Source organism: Sphingobium sp. SYK-6 (assembly GCF_000283515.1).
Classification (GTDB): domain Bacteria; phylum Pseudomonadota; class Alphaproteobacteria; order Sphingomonadales; family Sphingomonadaceae; genus Sphingobium; species Sphingobium lignivorans.
Map to the genome: position 1 here is coordinate 513,900 of NC_015976.1, position 26,912 is coordinate 540,811.

Sequence of the window (26,912 nt, forward strand, 5' to 3'; positions counted from 1 at the left end):
GGCCGGCACATGCCATAGTCGGGAGAACGGGGGCTTCGTTCACCTCAACGATCTGACTGCGAAGCAGCTGCTTTGCAGAACGACGCCGCGTGTCGACCGACTTGGCCAGAGACAACCCACTGTCAAAGGTCGCTACGCAATGACGCTCATGCTTTTGGATCAAAGGGAGAAGGTTGGCCCTCCCTTCAGCCGCTTCCGGGACCTCGATGATGCCCGGACGCTTTATTCAGCGGACGTGACGACGGCCACGCCCGGCCAGCCGTCCTGCCGGCTCGATGTCCGGCTGGCGACCAGCGATACGGATCGCACGGCCGCCCGGCAGCTCATCAATCATCGCTATGAATGGCGGGGCTATGGCAATAGCCATGTCCTTCCTGCGCGCCAGACGCATTCCACCTTCGTCGCGGCCCTCGACGACGAGATCGTGGGCACCGTCACGCTGGCGGTCGATTCCCCCGCCGGCCTCGCCGCGGACACGATCTTCCGTGACGAGATCAACAGCTATCGCCGGGTTCCGGGCGCCAGCGTCTGCGAACTGACCAAGCTGGCCTTCGATGCGGAGATCCCCTCGCGCAAGCTTCTCGCCTCGCTGTTCCACATCGTCTTCATCTATGGGCGGCGGCAGCATCGCTGCACGGACCTCTTCATCGAGGTGAACCCGCGGCACCGGCGCTATTATGAAGCGATGCTGGGCTTCAAGCCCATCGGCGAGCTGCGCACCAATCCCGGCGTCAATGCGCCCGCGCAGCTGATGTGGCTGCGGGTGGCCGACATCGCCGCGCGGATCAGCGAATTCAGTGGCAAGGGCGAGGCTGCGAACAGTCGCTCGCTTTACCCGTTCTTTCTCAGCCGTTCGGACGTGCGCAATGTCCACGCCACGCTCAGCCGTGGCCTGCGCCGGAACCCGATGCCGCCGCCGGGGCATATGACGGGCGGCGCGGCCGGCATGGAGAATTTCGCCTGATCCCGGTTGCCCTGATTCCGATTGCATCGACCTGATGCCGGGGAGCGACTGAAGCGCCTCAAGAGTCGCTCCCGGGCCATCTCTTTCAATTCCCGGCCTGTGGGCGTGGGAGGGCACCCGGGCCGATTGACCTAGAAACGGCCCAGAAGCCTGCGGGTTCCCGGTGGCGCGGCGCCGCTTTGCGCGTCCGGCCGTGCGCGGCTTGCCCCACATTTGTTCTTCTGCGCATTGCCGCCGGGCGGTCCGCTCGCCATATTGCCGCCATGGCGATCCAGATCCGCACCACGCTCGATGAACCGCAGACCGGCGACTCCTTCGTGCCGCACCGGCCCGCGCGTCCCGAAAAGGCCGAGGGCGGCCGCAAGTTCCGGCTTGTCTCGGACTATGAGCCGGCGGGCGACCAGCCCACCGCGATCGCCGAGCTGGTGGAAGGCGCGATGGCGGGCGAGAAGGATCAGGTGCTGCTCGGCGTCACCGGCTCGGGCAAGACCTTCACCATGGCCAAGGTGATCGAGGCCGTGCAGCGCCCGGCGCTGGTGCTGGCGCCCAACAAGATCCTCGCCGCCCAGCTCTATGGCGAGTTCAAGAGCTTCTTCCCGGACAATGCCGTCGAGTATTTCGTCAGCTACTACGACTACTACCAGCCAGAGGCCTATGTGCCGCGCTCCGACACCTATATCGAGAAGGAGTCGAGCGTGAACGAGGCGATCGACCGGATGCGCCACTCGGCCACGCGCGCGCTGCTGGAGCGGGACGATGTGCTCATCGTCGCCTCGGTCTCCTGCCTGTACGGCATCGGCTCGGTCGAGACCTATTCGGCGATGACCTTCTCCCTCAAGAAGGGCCAGGTCGCCGACCAGCGCGAAATCGTCCGCAAGCTTGTCGCCTTGCAGTACAAGCGCAACGATGCGGCCTTCGCGCGTGGCAATTTCCGCGTGCGCGGCGACAATCTGGAGATCTTCCCCAGCCATTATGAGGACAATGCCTGGCGGATCAGCTTCTTCGGCGACGAGATCGAGGAGATCGTCGAGTTCGATCCGCTGACCGGCAAGAAGGCCGCGAGCCTCGATTACATCAAGGTCTTCCCGAACAGCCACCATGTCACGCCCGGCCCCACGCTCAAGCAGGCGATGGAAGCGATCCGCCATGAGCTGACCGAGCGGCTCAAGGAGCTGGTCGAGGAAGGCAAGCTGCTGGAGGCCCAGCGGCTGGAGCAGCGCACCAATTTCGACCTGGAGATGATCGCCGCGACGGGCAGCTGCGCGGGCATCGAGAATTATTCCCGCTTCCTCACCGGCCGCCTGCCCGGCGAGCCGCCGCCGACCCTGTTCGAATATCTGCCGGAAAACGCGGTGCTGTTCGTCGACGAGAGCCACCAGACCGTGCCGCAGATCGGCGCAATGGCGCGGGGCGACCATCGCCGCAAGGTGACGCTCGCTGAATATGGCTTCCGCCTGCCGAGCTGCATCGACAACCGGCCACTGCGCTTCAACGAATGGGATGCGATGCGCCCGCAGACGGTCAGCGTCTCGGCCACGCCCGGCCCCTGGGAAATGGAGCAGACCGGCGGTACCTTTTCCGAGCAGGTCATCCGCCCGACCGGCCTCATCGACCCGCCGGTGGAGATCAAGCCGGTCGAGGACCAGGTCGACGATCTCATCAACGAGGCGCGGATCACGGCGGCAAAGGGCTATCGCACGCTCGTCACCACGCTCACCAAGCGCATGGCCGAGGATCTGACCGAGTTCATGCACGAGGCGGGCCTCAAGGTGCGTTACATGCACAGCGACGTCGAGACGCTGGAGCGCATCGAGCTGATCCGCGACCTGCGGCTGGGCGTCTATGACGTGCTGGTCGGCATCAACCTGCTGCGCGAGGGGCTGGACATTCCGGAATGCGGCCTTGTCGGCATTCTCGATGCGGACAAGGAAGGGTTCCTGCGCTCCGAGACCAGCCTCATCCAGACCATCGGCCGCGCCGCGCGCAATGTCGACGGGCGCGTCATCCTCTATGCCGATCGCATCACCGGCTCCATGGAGCGCGCGCTCAACGAGACGGGCCGGCGCCGCGAGAAGCAGATGGCCTATAATCTCGAGCACGGCATCACGCCGGAAAGCGTCAAGAAGCAGATCGGCGACATCATCGCGCATGTCTCGAGCAAGGATCAGGTGACGGTCGAGACCGGGCTGGAGGATGCGCCGCACCTCGTCGGCCACAATCTGCGCGCCTATATCGAGGAACTGGAGAAGAAGATGCGCGCCGCCGCCGCCGACCTCGAATTCGAGGAAGCCGGCCGCCTGCGCGACGAGATCCGCAAGCTGGAAGCCGAGGAACTGGGCCTGCCCGCCGACCAGCAGGTCACCGCCGGCGCCGGCCGCTACCAGGGCCGCGCGACCGAGGGCAAGCCGGGGACGCGCAAGATGCGCTACGGCAAGACGCAGCGGAAGATGGGGCGCTAGGCGGCGCGGAGGAGGTCTTCCGGCTTGCCATTCAAGATCATGCAAGCCGTCCGGCGGCGAAGTCGCGCGCGAGGGCGATAAAGGCCTGGAAGGCCGCGGAGGAATTGCGCCGATTGGAATAATAGAGGCACAGCGGCACCAGCGGCGGCGTCCAGTCTTCGAGAATGCGCACGAGCCGGCCCGCCGCAATGTCGTCGCGTATGTCGGCTTCCATGAAATAGCCGATCCCTACGCCGTTGGTCACCGCGATCCGGGCTAGCGACGCTTCGTCGAGAGTCATCGGGCCCTCGACGTCGAGCTGCAATTCTTCACCGCCCTTCTCGAACCGCCATCGGAACAAGGCGCCATTGGGAAGCCGCACGCGAACGCAGGGATAAGTGAGCAGCTCCTGCGGCACTTGCGGGATAGCCCTGCTTTCGAAGAAGGCGGGGGCCGCGGCAACCGCCATGCGTCGCATCTGACCCAGCGGTATGGCGATTGCGTCGCTGGGCACCAGATCCGCGCTGCGCACGCCCAGATCGAAGCCCGCCGCCACGACGTCGACCAGCCGTCCTTCGGTGACGAGGTCGATATGAACCTGCGGATAGCGCTGCAGATAGGTCAGGACCAGCGGCACCATGATCTCGCGCGCCGCCGTCGCGAAGGCATTGATGCGCAATGTGCCGGACGGCGTCTCCTGCTGGGAACGCGCCGTGTTCATCGCCTTCTGGATGTCCTCCAGCGCTGGCTTGATCTGTGCGACGAAGATCCGACCCGCATGAGTGAGCGAGACGCTGCGTGTGGTGCGATTGAACAATCGCACGGCAAGCTCCCGCTCGAGCTTGCCCACTGCGTTGCTGATGGCCGTGGTCGACATGCCGAGATCGAGCGCCGCCGCGCGGAACGATCCGCAGCGGACGATGGCGAGAACCGCCTCGAGCTCGATCAGCGAATGGCGATTCATTGTCCCGATATCCGCAACATCCTATGTCGATTTGTCTCGATTATCAGGCGAAATGTCCATCGCTAAATAGGCCTCCTCACTGTCGAGGAGATGACCATGTCAATGGACCTGCCCAAGCCGATTGCCGACTATGTCGAAGCGAATGCCCGTCTCGATATCGACGGCATGTTGAAGTCTTTCCTGCGCGAGGCCGTCTTCATCGACAACGGCAAGCCTTTCGAGGGGCAGGCGGCGATCCGCCGGCTGTTCGAGGAAGAAGTGATCCCGGTGAAAGCGATCTTCACGCCCGATACCGTCCGGGAAGACGGCAACGATATCGTCGTCGAAGGTCCCGCTCATGGTGACTTCCCGGGTAGCCCGCTGCGCTTCACTTACCGCTTCACGCTGGTGGACGGCGCCATCGGGACGCTGGAGGTCACGCTATGAGCATCAGGGTCGATCCCACCGAGTTCGCCGGCAAGCGCGTGCTCGTCAGCGGCGGCACCAAGGGCCTCGGCCGCGCCACGGTCGAGCGCTTCCTGGCCGGCGGAGCCCGTGTCATCACGGCTGCCCGTGCGATCAAGGATCCCATGGAGGGCGTCGACTATGTGCAGGCGGACCTGACGACCGCGGAGGGCGGCGAAGCACTGGCCAGGGCGGCGCTCGAGCGGCTGGGCGGCATCGACATTCTCGCCCATGTCATTGGCGGTTCGGCTTCGCCGGCGGGTGGCTTCGCCGCGCTGACGGACGACCACTGGCTCGCCGAGCTGAACCTCAATCTGCTGGCGACGGTCCGGCTCGATCGGCTGCTGATCCCGCAGATGCTCGAGCGGAGCGAGGGCGTGGTGGTACACGTCACCTCGATCCAGTCCGTCCTGCCGTTGCCTGAATCCACGACCGGCTATGCCGCTGCCAAGGCTGCGCTGAGGACCTACAGCAAGTCGATCTCGAAGGAGCTCGGTCCCAGGGGCGTGCGGGTCAACTCGGTCTCGCCCGGCTGGATCATGACGGATGCCGCCGGACATTTTCTTGAAATGCTGCGGGCTGCCAATGGCGGCACGATCGACGATGCGCGCCAGTCCGTGCTCGATGCCCTGGGCGGGATTCCGATCGGCCGGGGCGCCGAACCGGAAGAGGTGGCCGACCTCATTGCCTATCTCGCCTCGGACCGTGCCGCCGCGATCCATGGCGCCGAGTTCGTGATCGATGGCGGGACCATCCGCACCGTTTGAGCGGCCATCCGGCGCTCGTCCTCCGGGGAAGCCCCTCGCGCAAATGCTGAACGGCAGCTTCTGACAGGGGCTGCCGTTCCACCTGTCGCACGAGACCGACGGCTTGGTCCCTCCGGGCCGTTTCATTTCCGACGCGCGGATAATTTCGGTGTGTTTTTCATAGCACTATTGGGCGCGCGATGCAGTATAACGCGGCAACGGCACAGTGAAACCGATTGACTCAAGGTCGACGAACTCTACAGAGACTGCCGGTCGTTTCGGGCTGCGCTGGCGGTTCGGAGGCGAGATACAATCAGCCACATGCCGAGCTTAATGCCCTGTTCATGGCGGAAGGACCACATGGCCGCAGGCCATGACTGGCCGGCCGGCTGGGGACGAGAATGTTGCAGCTGCGAAATTTCTTCGAATCCGGCTTGTCGGTGGTGATTTATTCGGATAATACAGTGCGGACCACGAGGGGCGCTCATGCACCGAGGCGGCGGAACCCATGAATTACGAAACCAACATGAAATACGAGGCCATGCTGGGGGACGAAATCGACGCGGAGACGGCCCGCAAGCGGCGCAGGATGCTCCTTTTCGTTGGCCTTGGGGTGCTGCTCGCGCTCGCGGTCTTCATTGGCTATCGCATGTTTGCCGGTTCCGGCGACCAGGGTGAGACGGCCAATCAGGTCCCGCTGGTCACGGTCGCCGTGCCGGGGCAGGAAGCTGTCACCCGCATGGCGAATGCCACCGGCACGCTCGCGGCGCGCGTCGACATGCCCGTGGGCGTGGTGGGCGAGGGCGGTCGCATCCTCGCGGTCCATGTCCAGCCGGGCGATCGCGTTGGGGCCGGCCAGATCCTCGCCTCGATCGAGCGTTCGGTCCAGGCCGAGCAGATCGCGCAGCTGGCCGCCAGCGTGGACGTGGCGAAGGCTGATGCCAAGCTCGCCCAGAACAATCTCGATCGTGCCCGCGCCCTGCTTTCGGACGGCTTCGTCTCGCAGGCCGATATCGATCAGCGCGTCGCGACGCGGGATGCCGCCGTGGCGCGGGTCAATGTCGCGGCTGCCCAGCTCAATTCCATGCGCGCGCAGGTCGGCCGGCTCGATATCCGTGCCCCCGCCGCCGGCATCGTGCTCACCCGTGATGTCGAGCCCGGCCAGGTGGTCAGCGGCGGCAGCGGTGTGCTGTTCCGCATCGCCCGTGGCGGCGAGATGGAACTGCGCGCCCTGCTTTCGGAAGACGAACTTGCCCGCCTGAAGATCGGCACGGTCGCGAATGTGACGCCCGTCGGCTTCGAGCGCAGCTTCGAGGGCCATGTCTGGCAGGTGTCGCCGGTGATCGACCAGTCGACCCGGCAGGGCATCGCGCGCATCGCGCTGCCTTATGATCCCGCCCTGCGCCCCGGCGGCTTCGCCCACGCGCAGATCGCGATGGAGCGGCTGGATGCTGCGGTGCTGCCGGAATCGGCGGTGCAGAGCGACCAGAAGGGCAGCTTCGTCTACATCGTGGGCAAGGACAACAAGATCGAGCGCCGCGACGTGCGGACCGGTGCGGTCACCGCTGCCGGCATCGCGATCACGCAGGGTCTCAAGGGTGGCGAGAAGGTGGTGCTCTATGCGAGCGGCTTCCTCAACCCCGGCGAGACGGTGAATCCGCGAATCGAGAAGAAGAGCAGCTAAAGGCGCGTCCGCGCCGGCGATCGGCCGGCGGGTCGCAGCCTGACGGAGCAAGTGGCTATGCGCAATATTTCGGCCTGGTGTATCCGCAATCCGGTGCCGCCCATCGTCATTTTCCTGGGGTTGCTGCTCGCGGGCATCATCTCGTTCATGAACATGGCGGTCGTGGACAATCCCGACATCGATTTCCCGGCGGTGGAGATCACGATCACCCAGCCGGGCGCCGCGCCGACGGAAATCGAGACGCAGATCACGCAGCGCATCGAGTCCGCGGTGCGCGGCATCAATGGCGTGGACGAGATCCAGTCGACCGCGCGCGAAGGCTCCAGCGACACGTTCGTCCAGTTCCAGATCGGCATCGATCCCAACGTCGCCGTGCAGGAAGTGAAGAACGCGGTCGACCAGATCCGCTCCGACCTGCCGGACGGCATTCTCGAACCCTTCGTGCAGAAGGTGGACGTGGGCGGCGCGGAAATCGCTTATTATTCCGTCCAGGCCTCGGACATGACGATCGAGCAGCTGAGCTGGTTCGTCGATGATACGGTGGCCAAGCGTCTGCTCTCCATTCCCGGCATGGCGCGCGTGGGCCGCGGCGGCGGCGTGGACCGCGAGATCCGCGTCATCCTCGATCCGGTGAAGATGCAGTCGCTTGGCGTCACGGCCACGCAGATCAATCAGGCGCTGCGCCAGGTGAACCTGAACGCGGCGGGCGGCCAGGCGGAAATCGCCGGCTCGCGCCAGTCGGTCCGCGTGCTCGCCAACGCGCAGTCGGCTTATGATCTGGGCCAGACGCAGATTTCGCTCGGCAATGGCCGCAGCGTGCTTCTCTCCGAGCTGGCCACCGTGACGGACGGCTATGGCGAGCAGAAGCGCATGGCCAAGGTGGCCGGCAAGCAGGTCGTCAATTTCTCGATCGAGCGCGCCAAGGGCGCATCGGACGTCAACGTCTATGACGAGACGATGCGCGTGCTCAAGAGCCTGGAGGAAACCAATCCGGGCGTGAAGTTCTACCAGCGCTTCACCAGCGTCAATTATACCAAGAACCAGTATAACAGCTCCATGCACGCCATCGTGGAAGGCGCGGTGCTGGCGGTCATCGTGGTGTTCATCTTCCTGCGCGACTGGCGCGCCACGGTCATCAGCGCCATCGCCATCCCGCTCTCGGCGATCCCGACCTTCTTCTTCATGGACATCATGGGGTTCAACCTCAATTTCCTGTCCCTGCTGGCGCTCGGCCTGGTCGCGGGCGTGCTGGTCGACGATGCGATCGTGGAGATCGAGAACATCGTCCGGCACATGCGCATGGGCAAGACGGCCTATCAGGCGTCGATCGACGCGGCGGACGAGATCGGCCTCGCGGTCGTGGCGACCACCATGTCCATCGTCGCGGTGTTCCTGCCGGTCGGGCTCATGCCCGGCATTTCCGGCCAGTTCTTCAAGAATTTCGGCTTCACCGTCGTCATCTCGGTGCTCATCAGCCTTGCCGTGGCACGCATGATCACGCCGATGATCGCTGCCTATTTCCTCGAGCATCATGGCGAGGAGAAGCATGGCGAAGGCTGGCTGATGGACCGCTATATGGGCCTGCTCGCCTGGGCGCTCGATGACCGGCGGGCCAAGGCCTATGCCAGCGGCGGCGGCTTCGGCCGGCGCATCACCGCGAAGTTCCTCGATCATCGCCTGTGGATGATGGGCTTCGGCCTCGGCGCGTTCGTCCTGACGATCGTGCTGCTGATGACGATGCCGCAGCAGTTCGAGCCGAACCAGGACAATGACTTCAGCCGCATCAACATCGAGATGGTGCCGGGCACCACGCTGCGGCAGTCGGAAGCCGTCGCCGATCGCGTCGCGGCGCTCATCAATGCCCAGCCAGAGGTGGAAAACGCCATGGCGAACATTGGCGAGGGCAATGCGCGCATCTTCATCACGCTGAAGAAGGATCGCAAGCGGTCGAGCATCGAGCTGGAGCGCGAACTGGCGCCGCGGCTTGCCGAGTTCCCCGATGCGCGCGTCACCTTCGCTTCGCAGCAGGGCGGCTTCGGCACCGGGCGCGACATCTCGGTCATGCTCAACGGTTCCGATCCCAAGGTGCTTGAGGAGACCGCCGCAAAGCTCGCCGAGGAAATGAAGTCCATTCCCGAGGTGGTGGCACCGCGCGTGAATGCGGACATGCAGCGCCCCGAGCTCATCATCCGTCCCCGGCTTGATCTGGCCGCGCAGCTTGGCGTGACCACGACCTCGCTGAGCCAGGCGATCCGCATCGCCACGCTGGGCGACATCGACCAGAACAGCGCGAAATTCTCGCTGTCGGACCGGCAGGTGCCGATCCGGGTGATGCTGCCCGAATCGTCCCGCCGCAATCTCTCGACCATCGAGAACCTGCCGGTGCAGACGGCGGGCGGCGGATCGGTGCCGCTCAGCCGTGTCGCCGAGATCAGCTTCGGAGCCGGCCCGACCACCATCCAGCGTTATGCCCAGCAGCGCCGCATCTTCGTCGGCGCGGATCTGGCGCGCGGGGCCGTCAAGGGCCCGGTGATGAACAAGATCAACGAGCTGCCCACGATGAAGAACCTGCCGGCCGGCGTCACCAATCAGGCCGTCGGCAGCGATCGCTGGCAGCAGGAGCTGATCGTCAACTTCATCGTCGCGGTCGCCTCGGGCGTGATGCTGGTCTTCGCGGTGCTGGTGCTGCTCTACAAGCGGTTCATTTCCCCGCTGGTCAACATGTGCTCGCTCGCGCTGGCGCCGCTGGGTGGCCTGCTCTTCCTGCTCGTGCTGGGCGAGCCGATCTCGCTGCCGGTCTATATCGGCCTGCTGATGCTGCTCGGCATCGTGGCCAAGAACTCGATCCTGCTGATCGACTTCGCGCTGGAGGAGATGGATCGCGGCGTGCCCAAGTTCGAGGCGATCATGGAAGCGGGCCACAAGCGCGCCCAGCCGATCGTCATGACCACGGTCGCGATGACCGCGGGCATGGTGCCGACCGCCCTGTCGCTGACCGGCGATGGCGCCTGGCGCTCGCCGATGGGCATCACGGTGATCGGCGGCCTCGTGCTCTCGACTCTGCTGACCCTCGCGATCGTCCCGGCGGCCTTCAGCCTGGCGGACGGGCTGGAGAAGCGGCTCGGGCCGTGGCTGCGCCGTCGCTTCCTCACTTATGACGGTCGCGAAGACACGCCGGCGGCCACGCACCCGGCCGAATAGCGCGCTTTCGGGAACCAAAGCGCGCCATCGGGCTTGTCACCATGCCGGGTGGGCGGCATGACAGGCGAGCGATGGGCGGCGAGAGAGGCATGATCCGGATTTCCGCTGGCGGCGGCGCACGGCAGATGCGGATCGTCGCGACCGGTCTGCTGCTGGTGATGGCCGCGCTTTACGTCACTGCCCGCAGCTTCGAACCCGTGCATCCCGGCATCGGCTTCGTGCGCGCCTTTGCGGAAGCGGCGATGGTCGGCGGGTTGGCGGACTGGTTCGCCGTCACTGCGCTGTTCCGCCATCCGCTTGGCCTGCCGATCCCGCACACCGCGATCATCCCGCGCAACAAGAACCGCATCGGCGACACGCTGGCGGCCTTCCTGCGCGACAATTTCCTCACGCCCGCCGTCGTTGCGCGCCGCATGGGCCGGGTCGACGTGGCCGCCGCTGCCGGGCGGCTGCTCGCGGCGCCGTCCGGCACGGACGACCGGCTGCGGCGCGGCGCCTCGCGCCTGCTGGCGGACGGGCTTGAGGCGCTCGATGACCAGCGCCTCGGCGGCATGATCAAGGCCGCGCTGGTGCAGCGCATCAGCCAGGTGCAGCTTGCGCCGCTCGCCGGTCAATTGCTCAGCGCCGCGATGCGGGAAGGGCGCCACCGCCCGGTCATCGACGCGCTGATCCGCTGGGCCGCGCGCACGCTGGAAGCCAATGCCCCGCTCATCCACCAGATCGTGCACGAGCGGTCGGGCACGATCATGCGCTGGACCGGTCTCGACGAGACGCTGGCGGGCAAGATCATCCAGGGGCTGGAAAACCTCCTGCAGGAAGCCGCCGACGATCCTGACCACCGCCTGCGCGCCAAGGTCGAGGAAGGGCTGATGACGCTCGCCTTCGATCTGCAGCATGACCCGAAGATGCAGGCGCGGGTCGATCGCATGCGGGACGAGATGATCGCCAATCCCGCGATGCAGCGCTGGCTGGACGGGCTCTGGCAAGCCGCACGCGAGGGGCTGCTGCGCGCGGCGCGCGATCCCGAGGCGGTGCTCGCGGGCCGGCTGGGCGAGTTCACGCGGCAGATCGGCGAGACCATGCGGGACGATCCGGCGCTGCGCCGGCTGGTGAACCGCTTCGCCCGGCGCGTCGCCGTGGGCACGGCCGCGCGTTATGGCGGCAGCATCGTGACGCTCGTCTCGGAGACGGTGCGCAGCTGGGATGCCCGCACCGTGACCGACCGGCTGGAAAGCGCGGTCGGCCGGGATTTGCAATATATCCGCATCAACGGCACGCTGGTCGGCGGGCTGGTCGGCGTCGTCCTGCACAGCATGTCGGCGCTGTTCCCCAGCTGAGGGCCCATTAGCGCCGAACGTCGATCAGCCTCACAGTTGCGCGCATGGCCGCAGGGCCGTGCGCAGCGTCGCCGGGGCATTGGCAAGCGAAGCCTCGCCTTCCAGCTTGCCGTTCAGCCGCAGCATCACCGTGCCTTTCTGCTGCATGAGCAGCGGCAGCAGCGGCGTGCCGGAGACGCTGCCGATCCACTGGGTGCCGTTGTTGCTCGCGGCGCGCACCGGCAGATTGACCAGCCGCCCGGAGAAGTTCCACGTCATGGTGAGCGCGCCCGGGCGGGCCGGCTTGTTCAGCAGCATCGCCATATAGGGCTTGCCGCCCTCGCAATAGAGGCTGAGCGATTCGATGTTGGGCGATCCGGCGGCGCTCACATAAGCGAGCGGGGCGCGGCCCTGCACCGGCACCAGCTCCCAGGGCGTGCCCGGCAGCGGCGTGGCCGTTTCCGGCGGGCTGTTCTGCAGCATGGTCGCGATCTCGGCAGGCACGGGGATGCGGCCGCCCTGCGCCGGGGGATAGACGGTCAGCTTGCCCTTTTCCCAGAGGCCCACCTGCACGGCCTTGCGCGCGGGGTCGATCAGCACATAGGCCTGCTCGACGCCGCCCTGATGCTGCGCATTGCCGGAGATATAATAGAGATTGCCCTGCCGGCCGAGCGGGCCGACCACATTGAGGTTGGTCTTGAGCACGTCCATCTTCGGGCCGAGCCGGCTGCGCAGCGCGGCGGCGACCGCGCCCTTGTCGAACAGGTCGATATTGTCGCGCGCATAGCTGCCGGGATATTTGCCGACGAGGCTCGGCAGGTTCGTCCATTCCATCGGCAGGCCCGCGACCGGCGCGACCGGTGCTGCCCTGGTCGCCGCCGGGGCAGCCGTCACCGCCGCGCCGGTGCCCTTGCAGAGCTGGAAGGGGGAGGCGGACGTGAAGGCCGCCTGGAAGGGGTCGGCGCGCTGCCCCGGCCCCAGATCGGCATCGAAGCGGATGACGCCCCGCTTCTCGTCGTCATTCACGAACATGATGAGCCGGCCGAAATCGTTGGCGCTGACCGGGAAGGGGAAGAAGACGGACGTGATGCCGTCATAGGTCGGTCCCATGAAGGATGCGGCATATTCCACGCGGTGCTGCGTCACCGTGCGGCCCGTGGCGCGAAAGGTGAAGCCCTTGTCGTCGATGGTGACGCTCGGCCCGCTCGCGCACTCGCCGCGCGGCGCGTAGCTGCCATAGATCTCGCCGAAGGCGCCGCGCGTGAGGCCGTTCAGCGTCACGGCCTGCGCACTGCCCGATATCAGCAGCGCCGCGATGCCCAGCGCAAGACCATGTCCGTGCCGGGCCACCCGCCCGGAGCGTGCAATCTCACTCGCCATATCCTGTTCCCTCCCACCATGAACCCAGGCGAAGAATAATGCGACGAAATGAACGATGGTGGAATGGACTTGTCAGCGCATCGACAGCTTGATGTCCCGCCTGCCCGGGCGCGGCCGCCCCGGCGGGCTCATGAAGGCCATGCAAAGGCGAGGCGGGTTTCGCCTGCCGGCGCGCCGTCCGGCGTGAAGCGTCGCTCGATGATCGTGCCCTTGCCGGCCCGGTCGATCGCCACCACGCTGCTGCACCGCGTGCCATAGACGGGATTGCGGATGAACACCGGCGACTGGCGCGGCTCCTGCGCGATCTCGGACGGGACGGCGGGCGCCTGCCCGAAATCGGGGAGATGTTCCTGCCGCAGCGGGTCGAGCAGCGCGGCGGGGTCGCCGGCATCCGTCAGCAGCCAGTCGAGCAGGGCGGCCTTGAGTTGCACGGTCTTGGGCCAGGGCTCGTCGAGCGCGCCGTTGGAAAGGCCGTAGAGGCCCGGCCCCAGCCGCACGCGGACGGGCGACGGCCTGTTGGTCATGAACAGCGCGCCCTGCCGGTCGGCGACGATGAGGTTGAAGGGATTGAAAGCGGTGAGGTCGGCCGTCCGTGCGTCGGCATGGGGGCCCGTCCCGGTGAGCAGGTCGGCGACCAGGGCCCCGCGCGAGGCCCGGCCGGGCACCGGCGGGCCGTAGCCGCGCAGATTGGTCACCACGGCGAAGCGGCCTTCCTCGGAGACACCGAGCCAGCTTCCGCCCGATTGCAGGTCGCGCCCGCCGATCACATGCTCGGCGTCCGGCCAGCGCCCGAGCGGCGCCGCCGGGCGGTCATGCAGCTCGTCGCGATTGCCCGCCATCACCAGCGCCCAGCTTGGGTGAGCGTCCCAGGCGAAGGCCAGCACGCACATCGCTCAGACCGCCACGATCTCGGCGAGGATGCCGTCGAGCAGCAGCATGCCCGCCGGGGTGGTGGCGAGCCGGTCGCCCGCGCGCGTCACCAGCCCGTGCCCGGCCAGTCGCGTCACGGCGGCCTCGTCGATGAGGGCGTCGGGGGCGAGGCCGGTGCGTGCGGCGATCGCGCGCAGGTCCACGCCATCGGCGAGGCGCAGCCCCATCATCAGCGCTTCCCCCGCCTGCTCGGCGGGCGAGAGCAGGCGCTCCTCCACGAGGCCATGGCCATTGCGCTCGATGGCGCGCATCCAGTTCTCGGGCTTGCGGTGGCGCGCGGTGGCGGTGCCGCCGCGCCGCCCATGCGCGCCCGGACCAATGCCGGCATAGTCGGCATAGCGCCAGTAAGCGAGATTGTGCCGGCTCTCCTGACCGGGGGCGGCATGGTTGGAGACTTCATAGGCCGGGCGCCCGGCAGCGCCCGTCATGGCGCGCGTCAGTTCGAAAAGGTCGGCGGCATGGTCCGCATCGGCGGGCGTGAAGGCGCCGCGCCTCACGTCCGTCTCGAACCGCGTGCCGGGCTCGATGGTGAGCTGGTAGAGCGAGAGATGATCGGTGCCGAAGGCGAGCGCGCGGCGCAGCTCGCCGTCCCAGTCGGCAAGGCTCTGGCCGGGGCGTGCATAAATGAGGTCGATGCTCACGCGCTCGACGCAGGCCTGCGCCGCGTCCAGCGCCGCGAGTCCCTCGCTCAGGTCATGCGCGCGGCCAAGGAAGCGCAGCGCCGCGTCGTCGAGCGCCTGCAGGCCCAGCGAGAGGCGGTTGATCCCGGCATCGGCCGCCTGCCGGAAGCGCGCGGCTTCCGCGCTGTTCGGATTGGCTTCCATGCTGATCTCGATGGTCTCGTCGAAGTGCCAGTGCCCCGCCGCCGCGTCGATCAGCGCGGCAATGGTGGCGGGTGGCATCAGCGAGGGCGTGCCGCCGCCGAAGAAGATGGAGCCCAGCGTCCGGCCCGGCAGCAGCGCGGCCTCATGGGCCAGGTCGCGCAGCAGCGCGTCCCGCCAGGCCTCCTGGTCCACCTCTTCGCGCACATGGCTGTTGAAGTCGCAATAAGGGCATTTGGCGACGCAGAACGGCCAATGGATGTAGAGGGCAAGAGGCGCCGCGGGAGTCATCGCGCCGCTATAGCGGCTGCGCGCGGAAAGTCAGCCGGCCTGCGTCTCCCGGGGCGTCGCGCCCAGCAGTCGCAGCGCGGGCCAGTAGAGCAGCCGTTCCTCGCGTTCCATCATGACGCGCAGCTGGTCGAGCATCTGCGAGAGCGCCTGTGCATAGCCGGCCCGGTCCGCGTCGATGGCGGGGAGCGTCCATCTGCGCACATGGTCGGAATAAGCGCCATGCCCGGCCCGGCATTCGGCGATCAGCGCCGCGGCGCCGGGGATCTGGTCGATCCGGCCGCTGCTCATGAGCGGCCTGACGATCGTTTCCTCCTCGGCCTTGAGATGCGCCATGGCCAGCCCGGCGAGGCGCACGCGCAGCTGCGCGATCTCCTCGAGTCGCGCCGGTGGCGTGCGGCGCGCCGTCGCTAGCAAGTCTTCCCCCGCCGCGATCATCACGCGGTGCTGCCTGAAAATGTCGTCCGTCATTGCGGACTGCCCCCTTATTGACCCTGTCTAGGACCATAGCCATCGGCGGAAAGACCATAGCATCTGGTTAACGAGGGCCGGCACAGGGGCGGAAAACTGCGAAAAAAAGGCGCGTCCGCGCCTCCGCCGGGGTCAGAAGAGCCCGGCGACCAGCCGCTCGAAGGCGCGGGTGCGGTGGCTGATCGCCTTCTTCGCCTCGGGCGCCATCTCGCCGAAGGTCAGGGTCTGGCCGGCGGGCTGGAACACCGGATCATAGCCGAAGCCCTGCCGGCCGCGCGGCGGCCAGACGAGCAGCCCTTCGGCGCGTCCCTCGAACAGGGCGGTCTCGCCGTCCGGCCAGGCGAGGCACAGCGTGCAGACGAAGGCCGCGCTGCGGTCGGCATCGGGGCCGATCTCGCACAGCAGGCCCTCGACCTTGCCCATCGCCATGTACCAGTCCCGGCCTTTCTCGCCCTCGAACCATTGCCGCTCCGCCCAGTCGGCGGTGTAGACGCCGGGCCGCCCGCCCAGCGCCGCGACTTCAAGGCCGCTGTCGTCGGCCAGCGCGGGCAGGCCGGACGCGATGGCGGAGGCCAAGGCCTTGATCCGCGCATTCTCGGCGAAAGTCGTGCCGGTCTCCTCGGGCTCGGGCAGGCCGAGCGACCCGGCCGAGACCGGCTCCATGCCATGCGGGCCGAGCAGCGCGGTGATCTCGCGCACCTTGCCTTCATTATGGCTGGCGATGACGAGGCGGCCGGGGGGGAGCGTGCGGGTCATGGCAGCGTGCGCGGGCTCAGCGCCCCGTCGCCTTGTCCTGCGCCGCGAAGATCTGCGTGCAGCCGATGCGGGCGAGGCGCAGCAGGCGCAGCAGCGCTTCCTCGTCATAGGTCGCGCCTTCCGCCGTTGCCTGCGCCTCGGCGATGTTGCCGTTGGAGAGCAGCACGAAATTGGCGTCGGCATGGGCATTGCTGTCCTCGATATAATCGAGGTCGAGCACCGGATTGCCTTCATAGATGCCGCAGGAGACCGCCGCGACCTTCGCCTGGATGGGGTCCACGCTCAGCGCGCCGCTCGCCAGCAGCTTGTCCACCGCGATGCGCAGCGCCACCCATGCGCCGGAGATGCTGGCCGTGCGCGTGCCGCCATCCGCCTGGATGACGTCGCAATCGAGCGTGATCTGCCGCTCGCCCAGCGCCTTCAGGTCCACCACCGCGCGCAGCGAGCGGCCGATGAGCCGCTGGATTTCCTGCGTGCGGCCCGATTGCTTGCCCTTGGCCGCCTCGCGGCTGCCGCGCGTGTGTGTGGCGCGGGGCAGCATGCCATATTCCGCCGTCACCCAGCCCTCGCCCTTGCCGCGCAGGAAGGGCGGCACGCGCTCCTCGATGCTGGCGGTGCACAGCACCCGCGTATCGCCGAAGGAGACGAGGCAGCTCCCTTCCGCGTGCACGGTGAAGCCGGGCTCCATCGCGATGGTGCGCATTTCGTCGGGGGCTCGGCCGGATGGGCGCATGAACGTCGGTTCCTTCTTTGCTGACTCGAGGGCGCTCTAGAGCGATTCCGGGCGCGGTGGAACACCCGCCGGGCCGAAATCGCGCGATGAGCGCATATCGCGCGAGAATGCTTGGCCCGCGCCCCGCGGCGTCCTACATTGGGCAGCATGACAGGCCCGCCTCTCGATTTTCTGAGTGATCGCGCACGCGACATCTTCCGGGTGGTGGTCGAATCATATCTCGGCACCGGCGCGCCGGTCGGCTCGCGCACGATCAGCCGCCTGCCCGGGCTCAACCTGTCGCCCGCTTCCATCCGCAACGTGATGCAGGACCTGGAGGAAGCCGGCCTGCTCGCCGCGCCGCACACCTCGGCCGGGCGCATGCCTACGGAAACCGGGCTGCGCCTCTTCGTCGACGCGATGATGCAGGCGGATGAGCCGCATGACGACGACAAGCGGGCGATCGAGCGGGAGCTGTCCGGCGAAGGGCCGATCGAGAATGCGCTCAACACCGCCACGGCCTTGCTCTCCGGCCTGTCCGCCTGCGCGGGGCTGGTGATGGTGCCGCGGCGTGAGGCGGTGGTGAAGCAGTTCAGCTTCGCCTGGCTCTCGGGCACGCAGGCGCTGGCCGTGCTGGTCGGCACGGACGGCAGCGTGGAGAACCGCGTCGTCGATCTGCCGCCCGGCACCACGCCGTCCATGCTGATCGAGGCGGCCAATTTCCTGTCCGCCCATGCCAGCGGCCGCACGCTTGGCGAGGCGCAGCAATGGCTCGCGCAGCAGATCGCGGACGGCGAGCATGCGCTGGACGAGGCGGCGGCCAATCTCATCGCGCGTGGCCTCGCCGCCTGGAGCCGCGATTCGGAGGACCGGCCGGTGCTGCTGGTGCGCGGGCAGGCCAATCTCATCGATGCGCATGCGACGGCCGATCTGGAGCGGGTGCGGCAATTGCTCGACGAGCTGGAAGGCAAGAGCGAGATCGCCCGCCTGCTGGACAGTGCCCGGGCCGGTGCCGCGACGCGCATCTTCATCGGTTCGGAGAACAAGCTCTTTTCCCTGAGCGGTTCTTCGGTCATAGCGGCCCCGTATCGCGGCCCCGGCGGCCGCGTGATCGGCGTGGTCGGCGTGATCGGCCCCACCCGGTTGAACTACGCCCGTGTCGTCCCCATGGTGGATTTCACGGCGCAAACCCTCAGCAGATTGATGCAGTGACGGAACGACATGACTGACGAGACAAGGAACGAGAACGAAACGCTGGCCGCCGACGTGGCGGAAAGCACCGGCAACACCGGATCGCCCGAGGAAGCCGTCGCCGCGCGCATCGCCGCGCTGGAGGACGAGCTGGCGACGGCGAAGCAGGAAACGCTCTATGCCATGGCCGAGACGCAGAATGTCCGCCGCCGGCTGGAGAAGGAGCTGACCGACACGCGCGCTTATGCCGCGACGGCCTTCGCCCGCGACATCCTGTCCGTCGCCGACAATCTCTCTCGCGCGCTCGATGCCATTCCGGCCGAGCTTCGCGACGACGAGAAGATGAAGGGGCTGGTCGCCGGCCTCGAAGCGACCGGCAAGGAGCTGGAAAGCACCTTCCGCAAGCATGGCGTGGAGAAGTTCGTCTCCGTGGGCGAGGCGCTGGACCCCAACCGGCATCAGGCGATGGTCGAGATCCCGTCGGACGCGCCGGCCGGCACGATCGTGCAGGAAATGCAGGCGGGCTACACGATCAAGGATCGTCTGCTGCGTCCCGCCCTCGTCGGCGTCGCCCGCGCGGCGGACTGACCGGGCGGCCATGCCCTTTTCCGGACGAGGCGGGCGCGCCGCTCTTTTCGCGGGCCTCGGCCTCGGCGTCGGGATGCTTGCCGCTCTCGCGCAGGCGCAGGCGACAAACCCGCCTGCCGCGCCGGCCGCCTCCGCCCCGGCCCCGGCTGCCCCGGCACTGGCCGATGCGCTCGCGGCTTTCGGCGCGGGCCGCGTCGGCCCGGACGATCTGCGTGAGATCCAGTGCAGCCCGGCCGCCGCGGAAGAGCCCACCGAACAGGAATGCCGCTGGGAGCAGCGCACCGCGCGGGGCTGGTATCGCTATGCGAGCTGGCTGGCGCACGACGGGCGCGGCTGGACCCTGCTCGAAGACCCGCTCCCGGTGCCCCGGGGCGATGACTCAAAGCTCAGGAAAGCTCTCTAGACGAACTGGACAACTTCCCAGACTTTGAGGGCGCCAAAAGCCAGATTTTCAGCCATTTTCCTACGTCATCCCGGGCCTGACCCGGGATCCCGCTGCCTTGAATCTTGCAAGCCCGGGAGGACATCATTCATGACGAGATAGGGTGCCTAGCCATGGCGCCGTAAATCTGTCCACGCCCCCAGGCCGCTTTGATCCCGGCCTGCGCTGTGGAACCGCAAGGCCGGGATCGCTCTGTTCAGGCGAGGGCCGGCGCCATCTTCCCGAAGCGAACGGTCCGCCGCCGCAGCGATGCCCCGATGAGCGCGAAGCCGCCGATCATCATGGCCCAGCTTGCCGGTTCCGGCACGGCGCTCGGCCCGAACATGGCGGCCGTGGTGATGCGCAGATCGGGGTCGGCGAGCGCGTCGACGCTGAGATTCCAGCCAAGCGCATCGAACATGGCGAGGTCCAGTGCCCTCAGGACGCCCATTTCGCCCTTCGCGGCGGTCGGGTCCATGATGCCCAGCCCTTCCTTCCAGTGCGAGGCCTGCTGGCCATCGCCCCAGTTCGCGCCGGTCGAGAAGGCGCCGCCCAGCAGGGCCGTCTCGCCGCCATCGATCGAGAAGAAGGGCGTGCCGCCCAGCGACCAGTCCAGCCCGTCTTCCGAATAGCGGAAAATGTCGGTGCCGTGGCCGATCCAGTCCCAGTCCCAGTGATAGCCGTCCGAGGGCGCGAAGGCGTCATAATAGTCGACGCCGGAGGTGAAGCCGAGGATGTGGCCGATCTCGTGGAAGGCGGTGAAGGTGAAGTCGTAGCTGCCGGCATCGATGCCGTCGGTCGGATCGAAGTCGAAGGACAGGTCGGAATTGAAATTGATCGAACCATCCTTGTAACTGTCGACATAGACCAGCCCCAGCGCCTTGCCGAGCGCCCATGTCACGCCGAAGGTGCTGTTGTTGTTGCTGCCGTCATTGTCCCATTGCTTGGCGAACGGGTCGGCGCCGGTCTGCGCCACGGGATCGGTATAGGCCGGGGTCCACATGCCGATGGAGCCGGAGCTGGCATCGGGCAGATGAGCGATGGCCGTCTGATCGATCGCCGAGCCGGATGCGACGCTGGCCATGGCGTTCAGCACCGTGGAGACATTCGCGGTATAGTAATAGTTGCTGGTGCCGCCGATCGGCCCGTTGATGCCCTGCGCATTGAAATAAGTGTCGATGCGCACGGTGGTATCCGTGGTGATCAGCTTTTCCCAATAATTCGCCGCCGTGCGGAAGGCGGTATACTGCGCCGTGCCCTGCGCCATGCCGCCCATGTCGAACAGATCGATGGTGAGTGCCTGTGCCGGCGCGGCGGCAAGAGTCGAGGCCAGAAGAATGGCGGCGACCGACGTCCTCATGATGATGATACCCCCCTTGTTAACTATGTCGGCGAAGCTGGTTCACGCGCCGCAAAAGTCAACTGCCGACATGGCGACATGGCTCAATCCGGGACATTCCGCGCCGGATCGCAGGAGCGTGGCCATCCGCGCCCGGCCTACCCCCGCCCGATGAAGGGCATCTTCGTCGGCATCACCGTCAGGAACTGGGCATTGGCGTCCGGGGGCAGGCTGTCCATATAGGCGACCGTCTCGCCCACCACGCTGGCATCCATCACCGGCTCGGGCACCAGCCGGCCGTCCGCCTGCGGCACCCCGCGCGCGAAGGCTTCGGAGAAGGCGCTGGCGGCATTGCCGATGTCGATCTGCCCCACCGCGATGTCATGCCGACGCCCTTCGAGCGAGGCGGCCTTGGTCAGCCCCAGCACGCCATGCTTGCTGGCGCAGTAGGCGACGGTGTCCGGCCGCGGGCTGTAGGCGGAGATGGAGCCGTTGTTGATGATGCGTCCGCCGCGCGGCTGCTGCGCCTTCATCACGCGGAAGGCCGCCTGCAGGCAGAGGAAGGCGCCGGTCAGGTTGACGTCCACCACTTCGCGGAAGAGCGCGACGTCCATGTCCTCGATCGGGAAGCGCCCGCCATTGAGGCCGGCATTGTTGAACAGCAGGTCGACGCGGCCGAAACGCGCCACCGCCTTGTCGAACAGCGCCGCGACGGACCCTGCGTCGGAGACGTCGGTCGGCACGCAGAGGATCGGCTCGGGCGATCCGCTGGCGAGCGCGGCCGTCTCGTCCAGCGCGTCCGCCCGCCGGCCGGCAAGTACGAGCCGATAGCCCCGCGCGGCGAGCGTGAGCGTGACGGCGCGGCCAATGCCGCTGCCCGCCCCGGTGATGACCGCGACGCGTCCCGTCATGCTGCGCGGCCTTCAGACATACACGGCGGTGCCGGTGGCCGAGACCATCAGCATCGATCCGTTGGCGCCCAGCACTTCATAATCGAGGTCCACGCCGATGACGGCATTGCCGCCGAGCGAGGCGGCGCGCTCGCGCATCTCGGCCAGTGCTTCCTCGCGGGCGCGCGAGAGCACTTCCTCATAGGCGCCCGCGCGGCCCCCGACGATGTCGCGCACGCTGGCGAAGAGGTCGCGGAAGAGATTGGCGCCGACGATCACTTCGCCGGTCACCACGCCGCAATAACGCTGGACGGGGCGGCCATCCACATTGTTGGTGGTGGTCACGATCATCTCGCCCGGGTTGCCGCCCCATGGTCCGTCGGTCATATCGCCTGTCCTCTCGCTCTGTCCCGGGTTCGGGTCCCGGAGAGGATGGCTAGCGCGCGCCACGCGAAATGACCAGAGGGCCCTTACTCCATGCCGAGCGCGGCCAGATAGGTCTGGAGGATGGCTTCCATCTCCTGGCGGTCGTGCGCCGGCATCTTCCGCAGCCGGATGATCTGCCGCATGATCTTGACGTCATAGCCGGTGGCCTTGGCTTCGAGATAGACGTCCTTGATGTCGTCGGCGATGCCCTTCTTCTCTTCTTCCAGGCGCTCGACGCGCTCGATGAGAAGGCGCAATTGATCGGCGGCGATATTGTCGCTCATGATGTGATGGTCTCCGGAAAGGAATGTGGGTCAGAATCGGATGCGCGCTCCTAGCCATCCGGCCGGGCCGGTGTCCAGCATCGAGAGTGGGCAGGGGCGCTCGCGGTGCGCGCCTGGCCCCGCCAGCATGAAAAAATCGGGGCCGATGTCACATTCGCTGGCGCCGGTTCGTCATGTCCGTGCAACCTGACCGAAGGAGATGACGATGACCACCCGCTTCAATCCCTATGCCGCCGCGCCCGCGCTGATGAAGAGCTGGACGGATGTGTCCCTCGCCGTGGCCGACAGCCTCGAGTCCAGCCTGATCGAGCTGGTCAAGATCCGCGCCTCGCAGATCAACGGCTGCGCGAACTGCATCAACATGCACAGCCATGAGGCGCGCGCGAAGGGCGAGACCGAGCAGCGCATCTACCTGCTCTCCGCCTGGCGCGAGGCGCCCTGCTACACGGATCGCGAGCGCGCGGCGCTGGGCTGGACGGAAGCGCTCACCCGCCTGTCGGAGGGCCATGCGCACGCGGCGGCGAAGGAAGCGCTGAACTGGGAATTCACCGAGGAGGAGCAGGTGAAGCTCACCTTGATGATCAACATCATCAATGGCTGGAACCGCATCGCCGTCGGTTTCGATCTCTGGTACGACATGCCCGTGAAGGCAGCGGCCTGATGGAGCGGGGGACGCGGCAGGACGCGGCGGCGCGGTTCGATCCGCTGCGTCCCCGGCTGGTCCGGGTCGCTTACCGGATGCTCGGCTCGGTGGCCGATGCCGAGGACATGGTGCAGGAAGCGTTCATTCGCTGGATGGGCACGGATCAGGCCGCGATCCGCGAGCCCGAGGCGTTCCTGCGCCGGGTCGTCACGCGCCTGTGCCTCGATCATCTCAAGTCCGCGCATGTCCGGCGGGAAACCTATGTGGGGCCGTGGCTGCCCGATCCGCTGGTCGAGGAGGATGCGGGCGAGGAGGAGGAAGACGTCACCTTGCCGCTGATGCTGGCGCTGGAGCGTCTCTCGCCGCTCGAGCGGGCGGCCTTTCTCCTGCATGATGTGTTCGGCCTCGGCTTCGCGGAAGTCGCCGCGACGGTCGGGCGGGATGCGGCGGCGTGCCGGCAGCTCGCGGCGCGGGCGCGCACGCATGTGCGGGAAGCGCGGCCGCGCTTTCGCATCGCGCGGGATCGCGGGCTGGAGATTGCCGGCGCTTTCTTCGCTGCCTCGCGCAGTGGCGACATGAGCGCGCTCGGGGCGATGCTCGCGCAGGATGTGAGCATGCACAGCGATGGCGGCGGCAAGCGCCCGGCGACGATCCGCCCGGCGCTCGGTTTCGCGCAGGTCATGCAGCTTCACAAGGCGCTCGGCATCCTGTTCCGCAAGCATGGATCGCAGCTGGTGCGCGTCTGCTTCGTGAACGGCCTGCCGGGCTTCGTGACGCTGGAAGCGGACGGCGAATATCAGACGACGGCGCTGGACATCGAGGATGGCCGCATCGCCGCCATCTACGTCATGCGCAATCCGGACAAGCTGCGCCACCTGCATTGAGGGGCGCGCGCGGCTCGGGTCCGGATCGAAGCGTCAGTCCGCCCGCCGCGTGCACAGGCGCGGGGCGGGCGGGACGATCATATCTTCGCGCAGAAGCGGTCAGCCGCTCCGGCCAGCCCGGCTGCGGCGCCCGCCGCCACCGGCATTGCCCTGCGGACGGCCATTGCCGAAGCGGCGCTGGCCGCCGTCGCGGCGCGGGCCACGCTCGGCTTCGCCACCGGCGGGCGCGCCTTCGCGCATCCGCTTGGGCAGTTGCTCGCCGTCGCGCCGGGCCGGCTGATCGCCATAGACGGCCAGCGGATCGAAGTTCGGGCGGCCCTGCCCGCCACCGCGTGCCTCGCCCTGGCGAGCGCCGTCGTGGCGCTGTCCGTTGCGGCCGCCGCGCTCGTTGCCCTCGGGGCCACGACGCTGGGGGCGGCCATCGCGGCTCGCATGATCCCGACCGCCCTCAGGCGTGCGCTCGGACCAGGCCGGGCGGCCGCGGCCTTCGATGCGGATCTCGATCAGCGGCCGCTCGCGACGGCCCTCGCCCTGCGGGGCGGCCTGCTCGGCGCGGGCGGGCCGGCGATCCTGCCGCTCGGGCCGGGGTGCATGCCCGTCCTGCCGGCGGTCGGCCTGTGCCGGTGCGCCGCGCTCGCCATGGCGTGCGCGCTGCGGACGACGGCCCTGGCGCGCGCTATTGCCGGCATTGCGGCCCGGGGCGCTGTCGCCCACGGCCTGCTCGATGGCTTTCTTGGAGGGCAGCGGCAGGCGCCGTGCCTCGACCACGAAATTCTCGGGCAGCGGCATCTGCTCCAGCTTCACGCGGGTCAGCCGCTCGATGTCACGCAGATAGGGGCGCTCGTCCGGCGCGACGAAGCTCATCGCGATGCCGTCTGCGCCTGCGCGCGCCGTGCGGCCGATGCGGTGGACATATTGCTCGGGCACGTTGGGCAGCTCGAAGTTGAACACATGCGAGACGCCCGAGACGTCGATGCCGCGCGCCGCGATGTCGGTCGCCACGAGGATCTGGACGCTGCCGTCACGGAAGCCCTTGAGCGCGGCGGTGCGCTGGCCCTGGCTCTTGTTGCCGTGGATGGCGGCGGCGCTGATCTGGGCGGCGACGAGGTGGCGTGCCACGCGGTCCGCGCCATGCTTGGTGCGGGTGAAGACGAGCGCCCGGTCCAGCGCGCCCGAGGCGATCGCCTCGCGCAGGCGCAGGGTCAGCAGCGCCTGCTTCTCCTGCTGCTCGACGAAGGTGGCATATTGTTCCACCCGCTCGGCAGTGGTCGATTGCGGCGCGACTTCCACCTTCACCGGATTGTGGATGAACTGCTTGCCCAGGTCCGCGATGGCCTGCGGCATGGTGGCGGAGAAGAACAGGCTCTGCCGCTCCTTGGGCAGCATCCCGGCGATGCGCTTGAGCGGCTGGATGAAGCCGAGGTCCATCATCTGGTCGGCCTCGTCGAGCACGAAGATCTCGACATTGCGCAGCGTGAGCGCGCGCTGCTCGATCAGGTCGAGCAGGCGGCCCGGCGTGGCGACGAGGATGTCGCAGCCCGGCACCAGCGCGCGCGCCTGCTTGCCCACCGGCACGCCGCCGAAGACGACCTGCACGGAAAGGTTCAGATATTTGGCATAGCCGCGCATGTTCTCGGCGATCTGCGCGGTGAGCTCGCGCGTGGGCGAGAGCACCAGCATGCGGCAGGAGGCCGGCTTGCGGGCCTGCGCATTGCCGATCAGCCGGTGCAGCGAGGGGAGGGAGAAAGCGGCGGTCTTGCCGGTGCCCGTCTGGGCAATGCCCAGCAGGTCGCGCCCTTCGAGCAGCGCGGGAATCGCCTGCTGCTGGATCGGCGTCGGGTCGGCATAGCCCTTGGTTTCGAGCGCGCGAAGGAGGGGCTCGGCAAGACCAAGGTCGGAAAAATAGGACATGAATATACTCTCGATAAGGACATGCGGCGCATGCGCGTCAGAGGCGCGCGCGCAACAGGGGTCTCCGTTACGGGCGACCCTGCGTGAATAAGGAAGCTTTTGCGGTTTCGCATCCGTTCGTCCCGGCCGCCCTTGTGCGAAGATCGCGGGGCCTCACGCTGCTCGGAATTGCGCCGGATCACTAGTCCGCGCGCCGAATGCTGCGATGCACATAGGGCTGTTCGCGGGGAAAAGCAAGATGGGGCGCCGCAATGTCGCGAGCGACTGGCTTGCCGTAGTTCCGTCACAGGCCTATATTACAAAATGCCGGACCATGATCGGCATTTTGCAGGAGTCGGATATTGGGCGCAGTGGCAAGAATTCAGGCGCTGCTCGGCGGCGAAAGCGTGACCGGTCCGCTGAACGACGAGCGGGATATCGTCCGGCTCGTGCGGCGCGGCGTGCCCACGCAGGCGGTCGATCATTTCCTCGCCGCCGCCGGTCTGCCCTTCAATGCGCTGGATCCGCAGGTCCTCAATCGCCGCACCTTCCGGCGGCGGCAGAAGAGCGAGCAACCGCTCGACCAGGCGGAGTCGGACAGGCTTCTGCGCCTCGTCGGCGTCGTCGCCGCTGCCGAGGAAACCTTCGGCGACACGCAGAAGGCGCATCTCTGGCTCAATCGGGAGAACCGCGCGCTTGGCGGCGAGACGCCGCTGGCCACGGCCGATACCGATCAGGGCGCGCGCGTGGTGGAAGCGCTGCTGGGGCGGATCGCGCACGGCATCGCCGCGTGATCGTTCACCGGCTGTGCAAGGCCGCCCATGTCGCGCTGGACGGGGAGGGCGCGCGCCTGTGGGGCGGGCGCTGGAATTCGGCGGGGCGGCCCATGGTCTACACCGCCGCCAGTCCCGGCCTCGCGGTGCTGGAAGTGCTGGTGCATCTCGATCTGCCGTCCACCCTGCTGCCGGACGATTATCAGCTGCTCGCCATCGAGATACCCGATGATGCGCCGGTCCATCGGATCGAGCCCCGCCCGGTTACGGACGCAGCCTGTCGCCGCGCCGGGGATGATTTTCTGACGGCGGGCGCGGCCCTCGTCCTCATGGTGCGCAGCGTCATCGTGTCGCAGGAGTGGAACATGCTCCTCAATCCCCGCCATCCGGCCATGTCGGGCGTAGCCATCACCCGCACCGACCCGTTCCGCTTCGATTCCCGCCTGTTCCCCTGATCGCACCCCCTCC

At 67.5% G+C, this 26,912-nt stretch carries 25 protein-coding genes and 2 pseudogenes; 14 read left to right on the forward strand and 13 right to left on the reverse strand.

The genetic code is table 11. From position 1 onward, the window contains the following. Positions 1 to 148: 148 nt before the first annotated feature. Entirely contained in the window at positions 149 to 964 is an 816-nt protein-coding gene (locus SLG_RS21210; RefSeq protein WP_158512663.1) for an N-acyl amino acid synthase FeeM domain-containing protein, read from the forward strand. A 263-nt stretch (positions 965 to 1,227) separates the two neighbouring features. Beyond that, positions 1,228 to 3,423 (forward strand): excinuclease ABC subunit UvrB, encoded by a 2,196-nt coding sequence (uvrB, locus tag SLG_RS02405; RefSeq protein WP_014074819.1) that lies wholly within the window; start codon positions 1,228 to 1,230, stop codon positions 3,421 to 3,423. Positions 3,424 to 3,460: 37 nt separating this feature from the next. On the opposite strand, the gene SLG_RS02410 is transcribed toward uvrB, so the two are convergent. After that, positions 3,461 to 4,366, reverse strand: a complete 906-nt coding sequence (locus SLG_RS02410) for a LysR family transcriptional regulator (RefSeq protein WP_014074820.1) — start codon at positions 4,364 to 4,366, stop codon at positions 3,461 to 3,463. A 96-nt stretch (positions 4,367 to 4,462) separates the two neighbouring features. Between SLG_RS02410 and SLG_RS02415 the strand changes: the two genes are divergently transcribed. From SLG_RS02415 to SLG_RS02435, 5 genes are all read left to right on the forward strand, one after another. Further along, a complete protein-coding gene (locus tag SLG_RS02415) occupies positions 4,463 to 4,792 on the forward strand; it encodes a nuclear transport factor 2 family protein (RefSeq protein WP_041391684.1) in 330 nt (109 codons plus the stop codon). After that, positions 4,789 to 5,577, forward strand: coding sequence for an SDR family oxidoreductase (locus tag SLG_RS02420; protein ID WP_014074822.1), 789 nt, complete (start codon positions 4,789 to 4,791; stop codon positions 5,575 to 5,577). The genes SLG_RS02415 and SLG_RS02420 overlap by 4 nt, the downstream gene beginning before the upstream one ends. A 487-nt stretch (positions 5,578 to 6,064) precedes the next feature. Further along, positions 6,065 to 7,240 (forward strand): efflux RND transporter periplasmic adaptor subunit, encoded by a 1,176-nt coding sequence (locus SLG_RS02425; protein ID WP_014074823.1) that lies wholly within the window; start codon positions 6,065 to 6,067, stop codon positions 7,238 to 7,240. A gap of 51 nt (positions 7,241 to 7,291) precedes the next feature. Further along, on the forward strand, positions 7,292 to 10,441 hold the full coding sequence (locus tag SLG_RS02430) for an efflux RND transporter permease subunit (RefSeq protein WP_041391685.1): 3,150 nt from the start codon (positions 7,292 to 7,294) through the stop codon (positions 10,439 to 10,441). Between the two features lie 89 nt (positions 10,442 to 10,530). Continuing rightward, positions 10,531 to 11,778 (forward strand): DUF445 domain-containing protein, encoded by a 1,248-nt coding sequence (locus SLG_RS02435; RefSeq protein ID WP_041392434.1) that lies wholly within the window; start codon positions 10,531 to 10,533, stop codon positions 11,776 to 11,778. Between the two features lie 30 nt (positions 11,779 to 11,808). Here the strand turns inward: SLG_RS02435 and SLG_RS02440 are convergent, their stop codons facing one another. The 6 genes from SLG_RS02440 to rph form a co-directional block, all read right to left on the reverse strand. Continuing rightward, on the reverse strand, positions 11,809 to 13,137 hold the full coding sequence (locus SLG_RS02440) for a hypothetical protein (RefSeq protein ID WP_014074826.1): 1,329 nt from the start codon (positions 13,135 to 13,137) through the stop codon (positions 11,809 to 11,811). 128 nt (positions 13,138 to 13,265) lie between these two features. Then, positions 13,266 to 14,027 (reverse strand): NRDE family protein, encoded by a 762-nt coding sequence (locus tag SLG_RS02445; protein WP_014074827.1) that lies wholly within the window; start codon positions 14,025 to 14,027, stop codon positions 13,266 to 13,268. 3 nt (positions 14,028 to 14,030) lie between these two features. After that, on the reverse strand, positions 14,031 to 15,179 hold the full coding sequence (hemW, locus tag SLG_RS02450; RefSeq protein ID WP_014074828.1) for a radical SAM family heme chaperone HemW: 1,149 nt from the start codon (positions 15,177 to 15,179) through the stop codon (positions 14,031 to 14,033). Positions 15,180 to 15,209: 30 nt separating this feature from the next. Beyond that, complete coding sequence (locus tag SLG_RS02455) at positions 15,210 to 15,647, reverse strand: hemerythrin domain-containing protein (RefSeq protein WP_014074829.1); 438 nt, start codon at positions 15,645 to 15,647, stop codon at positions 15,210 to 15,212. Positions 15,648 to 15,779: 132 nt separating this feature from the next. Next, on the reverse strand, positions 15,780 to 16,403 hold the full coding sequence (gene rdgB / locus SLG_RS02460) for an RdgB/HAM1 family non-canonical purine NTP pyrophosphatase (protein WP_014074830.1): 624 nt from the start codon (positions 16,401 to 16,403) through the stop codon (positions 15,780 to 15,782). Positions 16,404 to 16,419: 16 nt separating this feature from the next. Then, positions 16,420 to 17,136 (reverse strand): ribonuclease PH, encoded by a 717-nt coding sequence (gene rph, locus SLG_RS02465; RefSeq protein ID WP_014074831.1) that lies wholly within the window; start codon positions 17,134 to 17,136, stop codon positions 16,420 to 16,422. 147 nt (positions 17,137 to 17,283) lie between these two features. Between rph and hrcA the strand changes: the two genes are divergently transcribed. Genes hrcA through SLG_RS02480 form a run of 3 tightly spaced genes read left to right on the forward strand, consistent with a single transcriptional unit; the run spans position 17,284 to position 19,297 of the window. Further along, positions 17,284 to 18,327 carry a heat-inducible transcriptional repressor HrcA gene (gene hrcA / locus SLG_RS02470; protein WP_014074832.1) on the forward strand — a complete coding sequence of 348 codons (1,044 nt, stop codon included), beginning with the start codon at positions 17,284 to 17,286 and terminating at the stop codon, positions 18,325 to 18,327. Between the two features lie 9 nt (positions 18,328 to 18,336). Then, on the forward strand, positions 18,337 to 18,894 hold the full coding sequence (grpE, locus tag SLG_RS02475; protein WP_014074833.1) for a nucleotide exchange factor GrpE: 558 nt from the start codon (positions 18,337 to 18,339) through the stop codon (positions 18,892 to 18,894). Between the two features lie 10 nt (positions 18,895 to 18,904). After that, positions 18,905 to 19,297, forward strand: coding sequence for a hypothetical protein (locus tag SLG_RS02480; RefSeq protein WP_014074834.1), 393 nt, complete (start codon positions 18,905 to 18,907; stop codon positions 19,295 to 19,297). 235 nt (positions 19,298 to 19,532) lie between these two features. Here SLG_RS02480 and SLG_RS22420 read toward each other — a convergent pair. The 5 genes and pseudogenes from SLG_RS22420 to SLG_RS02500 all read right to left on the reverse strand — a co-directional run. After that, a pseudogene (locus SLG_RS22420) lies at positions 19,533 to 19,649 on the reverse strand (PEPxxWA-CTERM sorting domain-containing protein); the annotation flags it as partial. Positions 19,650 to 19,724: 75 nt separating this feature from the next. Then, positions 19,725 to 20,675: pseudogene (locus SLG_RS22100) on the reverse strand (NF038122 family metalloprotease); the annotation flags it as partial. 137 nt (positions 20,676 to 20,812) lie between these two features. Continuing rightward, positions 20,813 to 21,565, reverse strand: a complete 753-nt coding sequence (locus SLG_RS02490) for an SDR family oxidoreductase (RefSeq protein ID WP_014074836.1) — start codon at positions 21,563 to 21,565, stop codon at positions 20,813 to 20,815. A 12-nt stretch (positions 21,566 to 21,577) separates the two neighbouring features. Then, a complete protein-coding gene (locus SLG_RS02495) occupies positions 21,578 to 21,895 on the reverse strand; it encodes a heavy metal-binding domain-containing protein (protein ID WP_041392438.1) in 318 nt (105 codons plus the stop codon). Between the two features lie 119 nt (positions 21,896 to 22,014). Continuing rightward, positions 22,015 to 22,254: a DUF2312 domain-containing protein gene (locus tag SLG_RS02500; protein WP_014074838.1), complete on the reverse strand. Its 240-nt coding sequence runs from the start codon at positions 22,252 to 22,254 to the stop codon at positions 22,015 to 22,017. Between the two features lie 205 nt (positions 22,255 to 22,459). Between SLG_RS02500 and SLG_RS02505 the strand changes: the two genes are divergently transcribed. Then, positions 22,460 to 22,915: a carboxymuconolactone decarboxylase family protein gene (locus SLG_RS02505; RefSeq protein ID WP_014074839.1), complete on the forward strand. Its 456-nt coding sequence runs from the start codon at positions 22,460 to 22,462 to the stop codon at positions 22,913 to 22,915. After that, entirely contained in the window at positions 22,915 to 23,781 is an 867-nt protein-coding gene (locus SLG_RS02510; RefSeq protein WP_014074840.1) for a sigma-70 family RNA polymerase sigma factor, read from the forward strand. The genes SLG_RS02505 and SLG_RS02510 overlap by 1 nt, the downstream gene beginning before the upstream one ends. A 99-nt stretch (positions 23,782 to 23,880) precedes the next feature. Here the strand turns inward: SLG_RS02510 and SLG_RS02515 are convergent, their stop codons facing one another. Next, positions 23,881 to 25,692, reverse strand: coding sequence for a DEAD/DEAH box helicase (locus SLG_RS02515; protein ID WP_014074841.1), 1,812 nt, complete (start codon positions 25,690 to 25,692; stop codon positions 23,881 to 23,883). Positions 25,693 to 26,042: 350 nt separating this feature from the next. On the opposite strand from SLG_RS02515, the gene parS reads away from it, so the two are divergent. Next, a complete protein-coding gene (gene parS / locus SLG_RS02520; RefSeq protein WP_231848732.1) occupies positions 26,043 to 26,465 on the forward strand; it encodes a type II RES/Xre toxin-antitoxin system antitoxin in 423 nt (140 codons plus the stop codon). Continuing rightward, positions 26,462 to 26,899 carry an RES family NAD+ phosphorylase gene (locus SLG_RS02525; protein WP_014074843.1) on the forward strand — a complete coding sequence of 146 codons (438 nt, stop codon included), beginning with the start codon at positions 26,462 to 26,464 and terminating at the stop codon, positions 26,897 to 26,899. Before parS ends, SLG_RS02525 begins: the two co-directional genes overlap by 4 nt. Positions 26,900 to 26,912 lie beyond the last annotated feature (13 nt).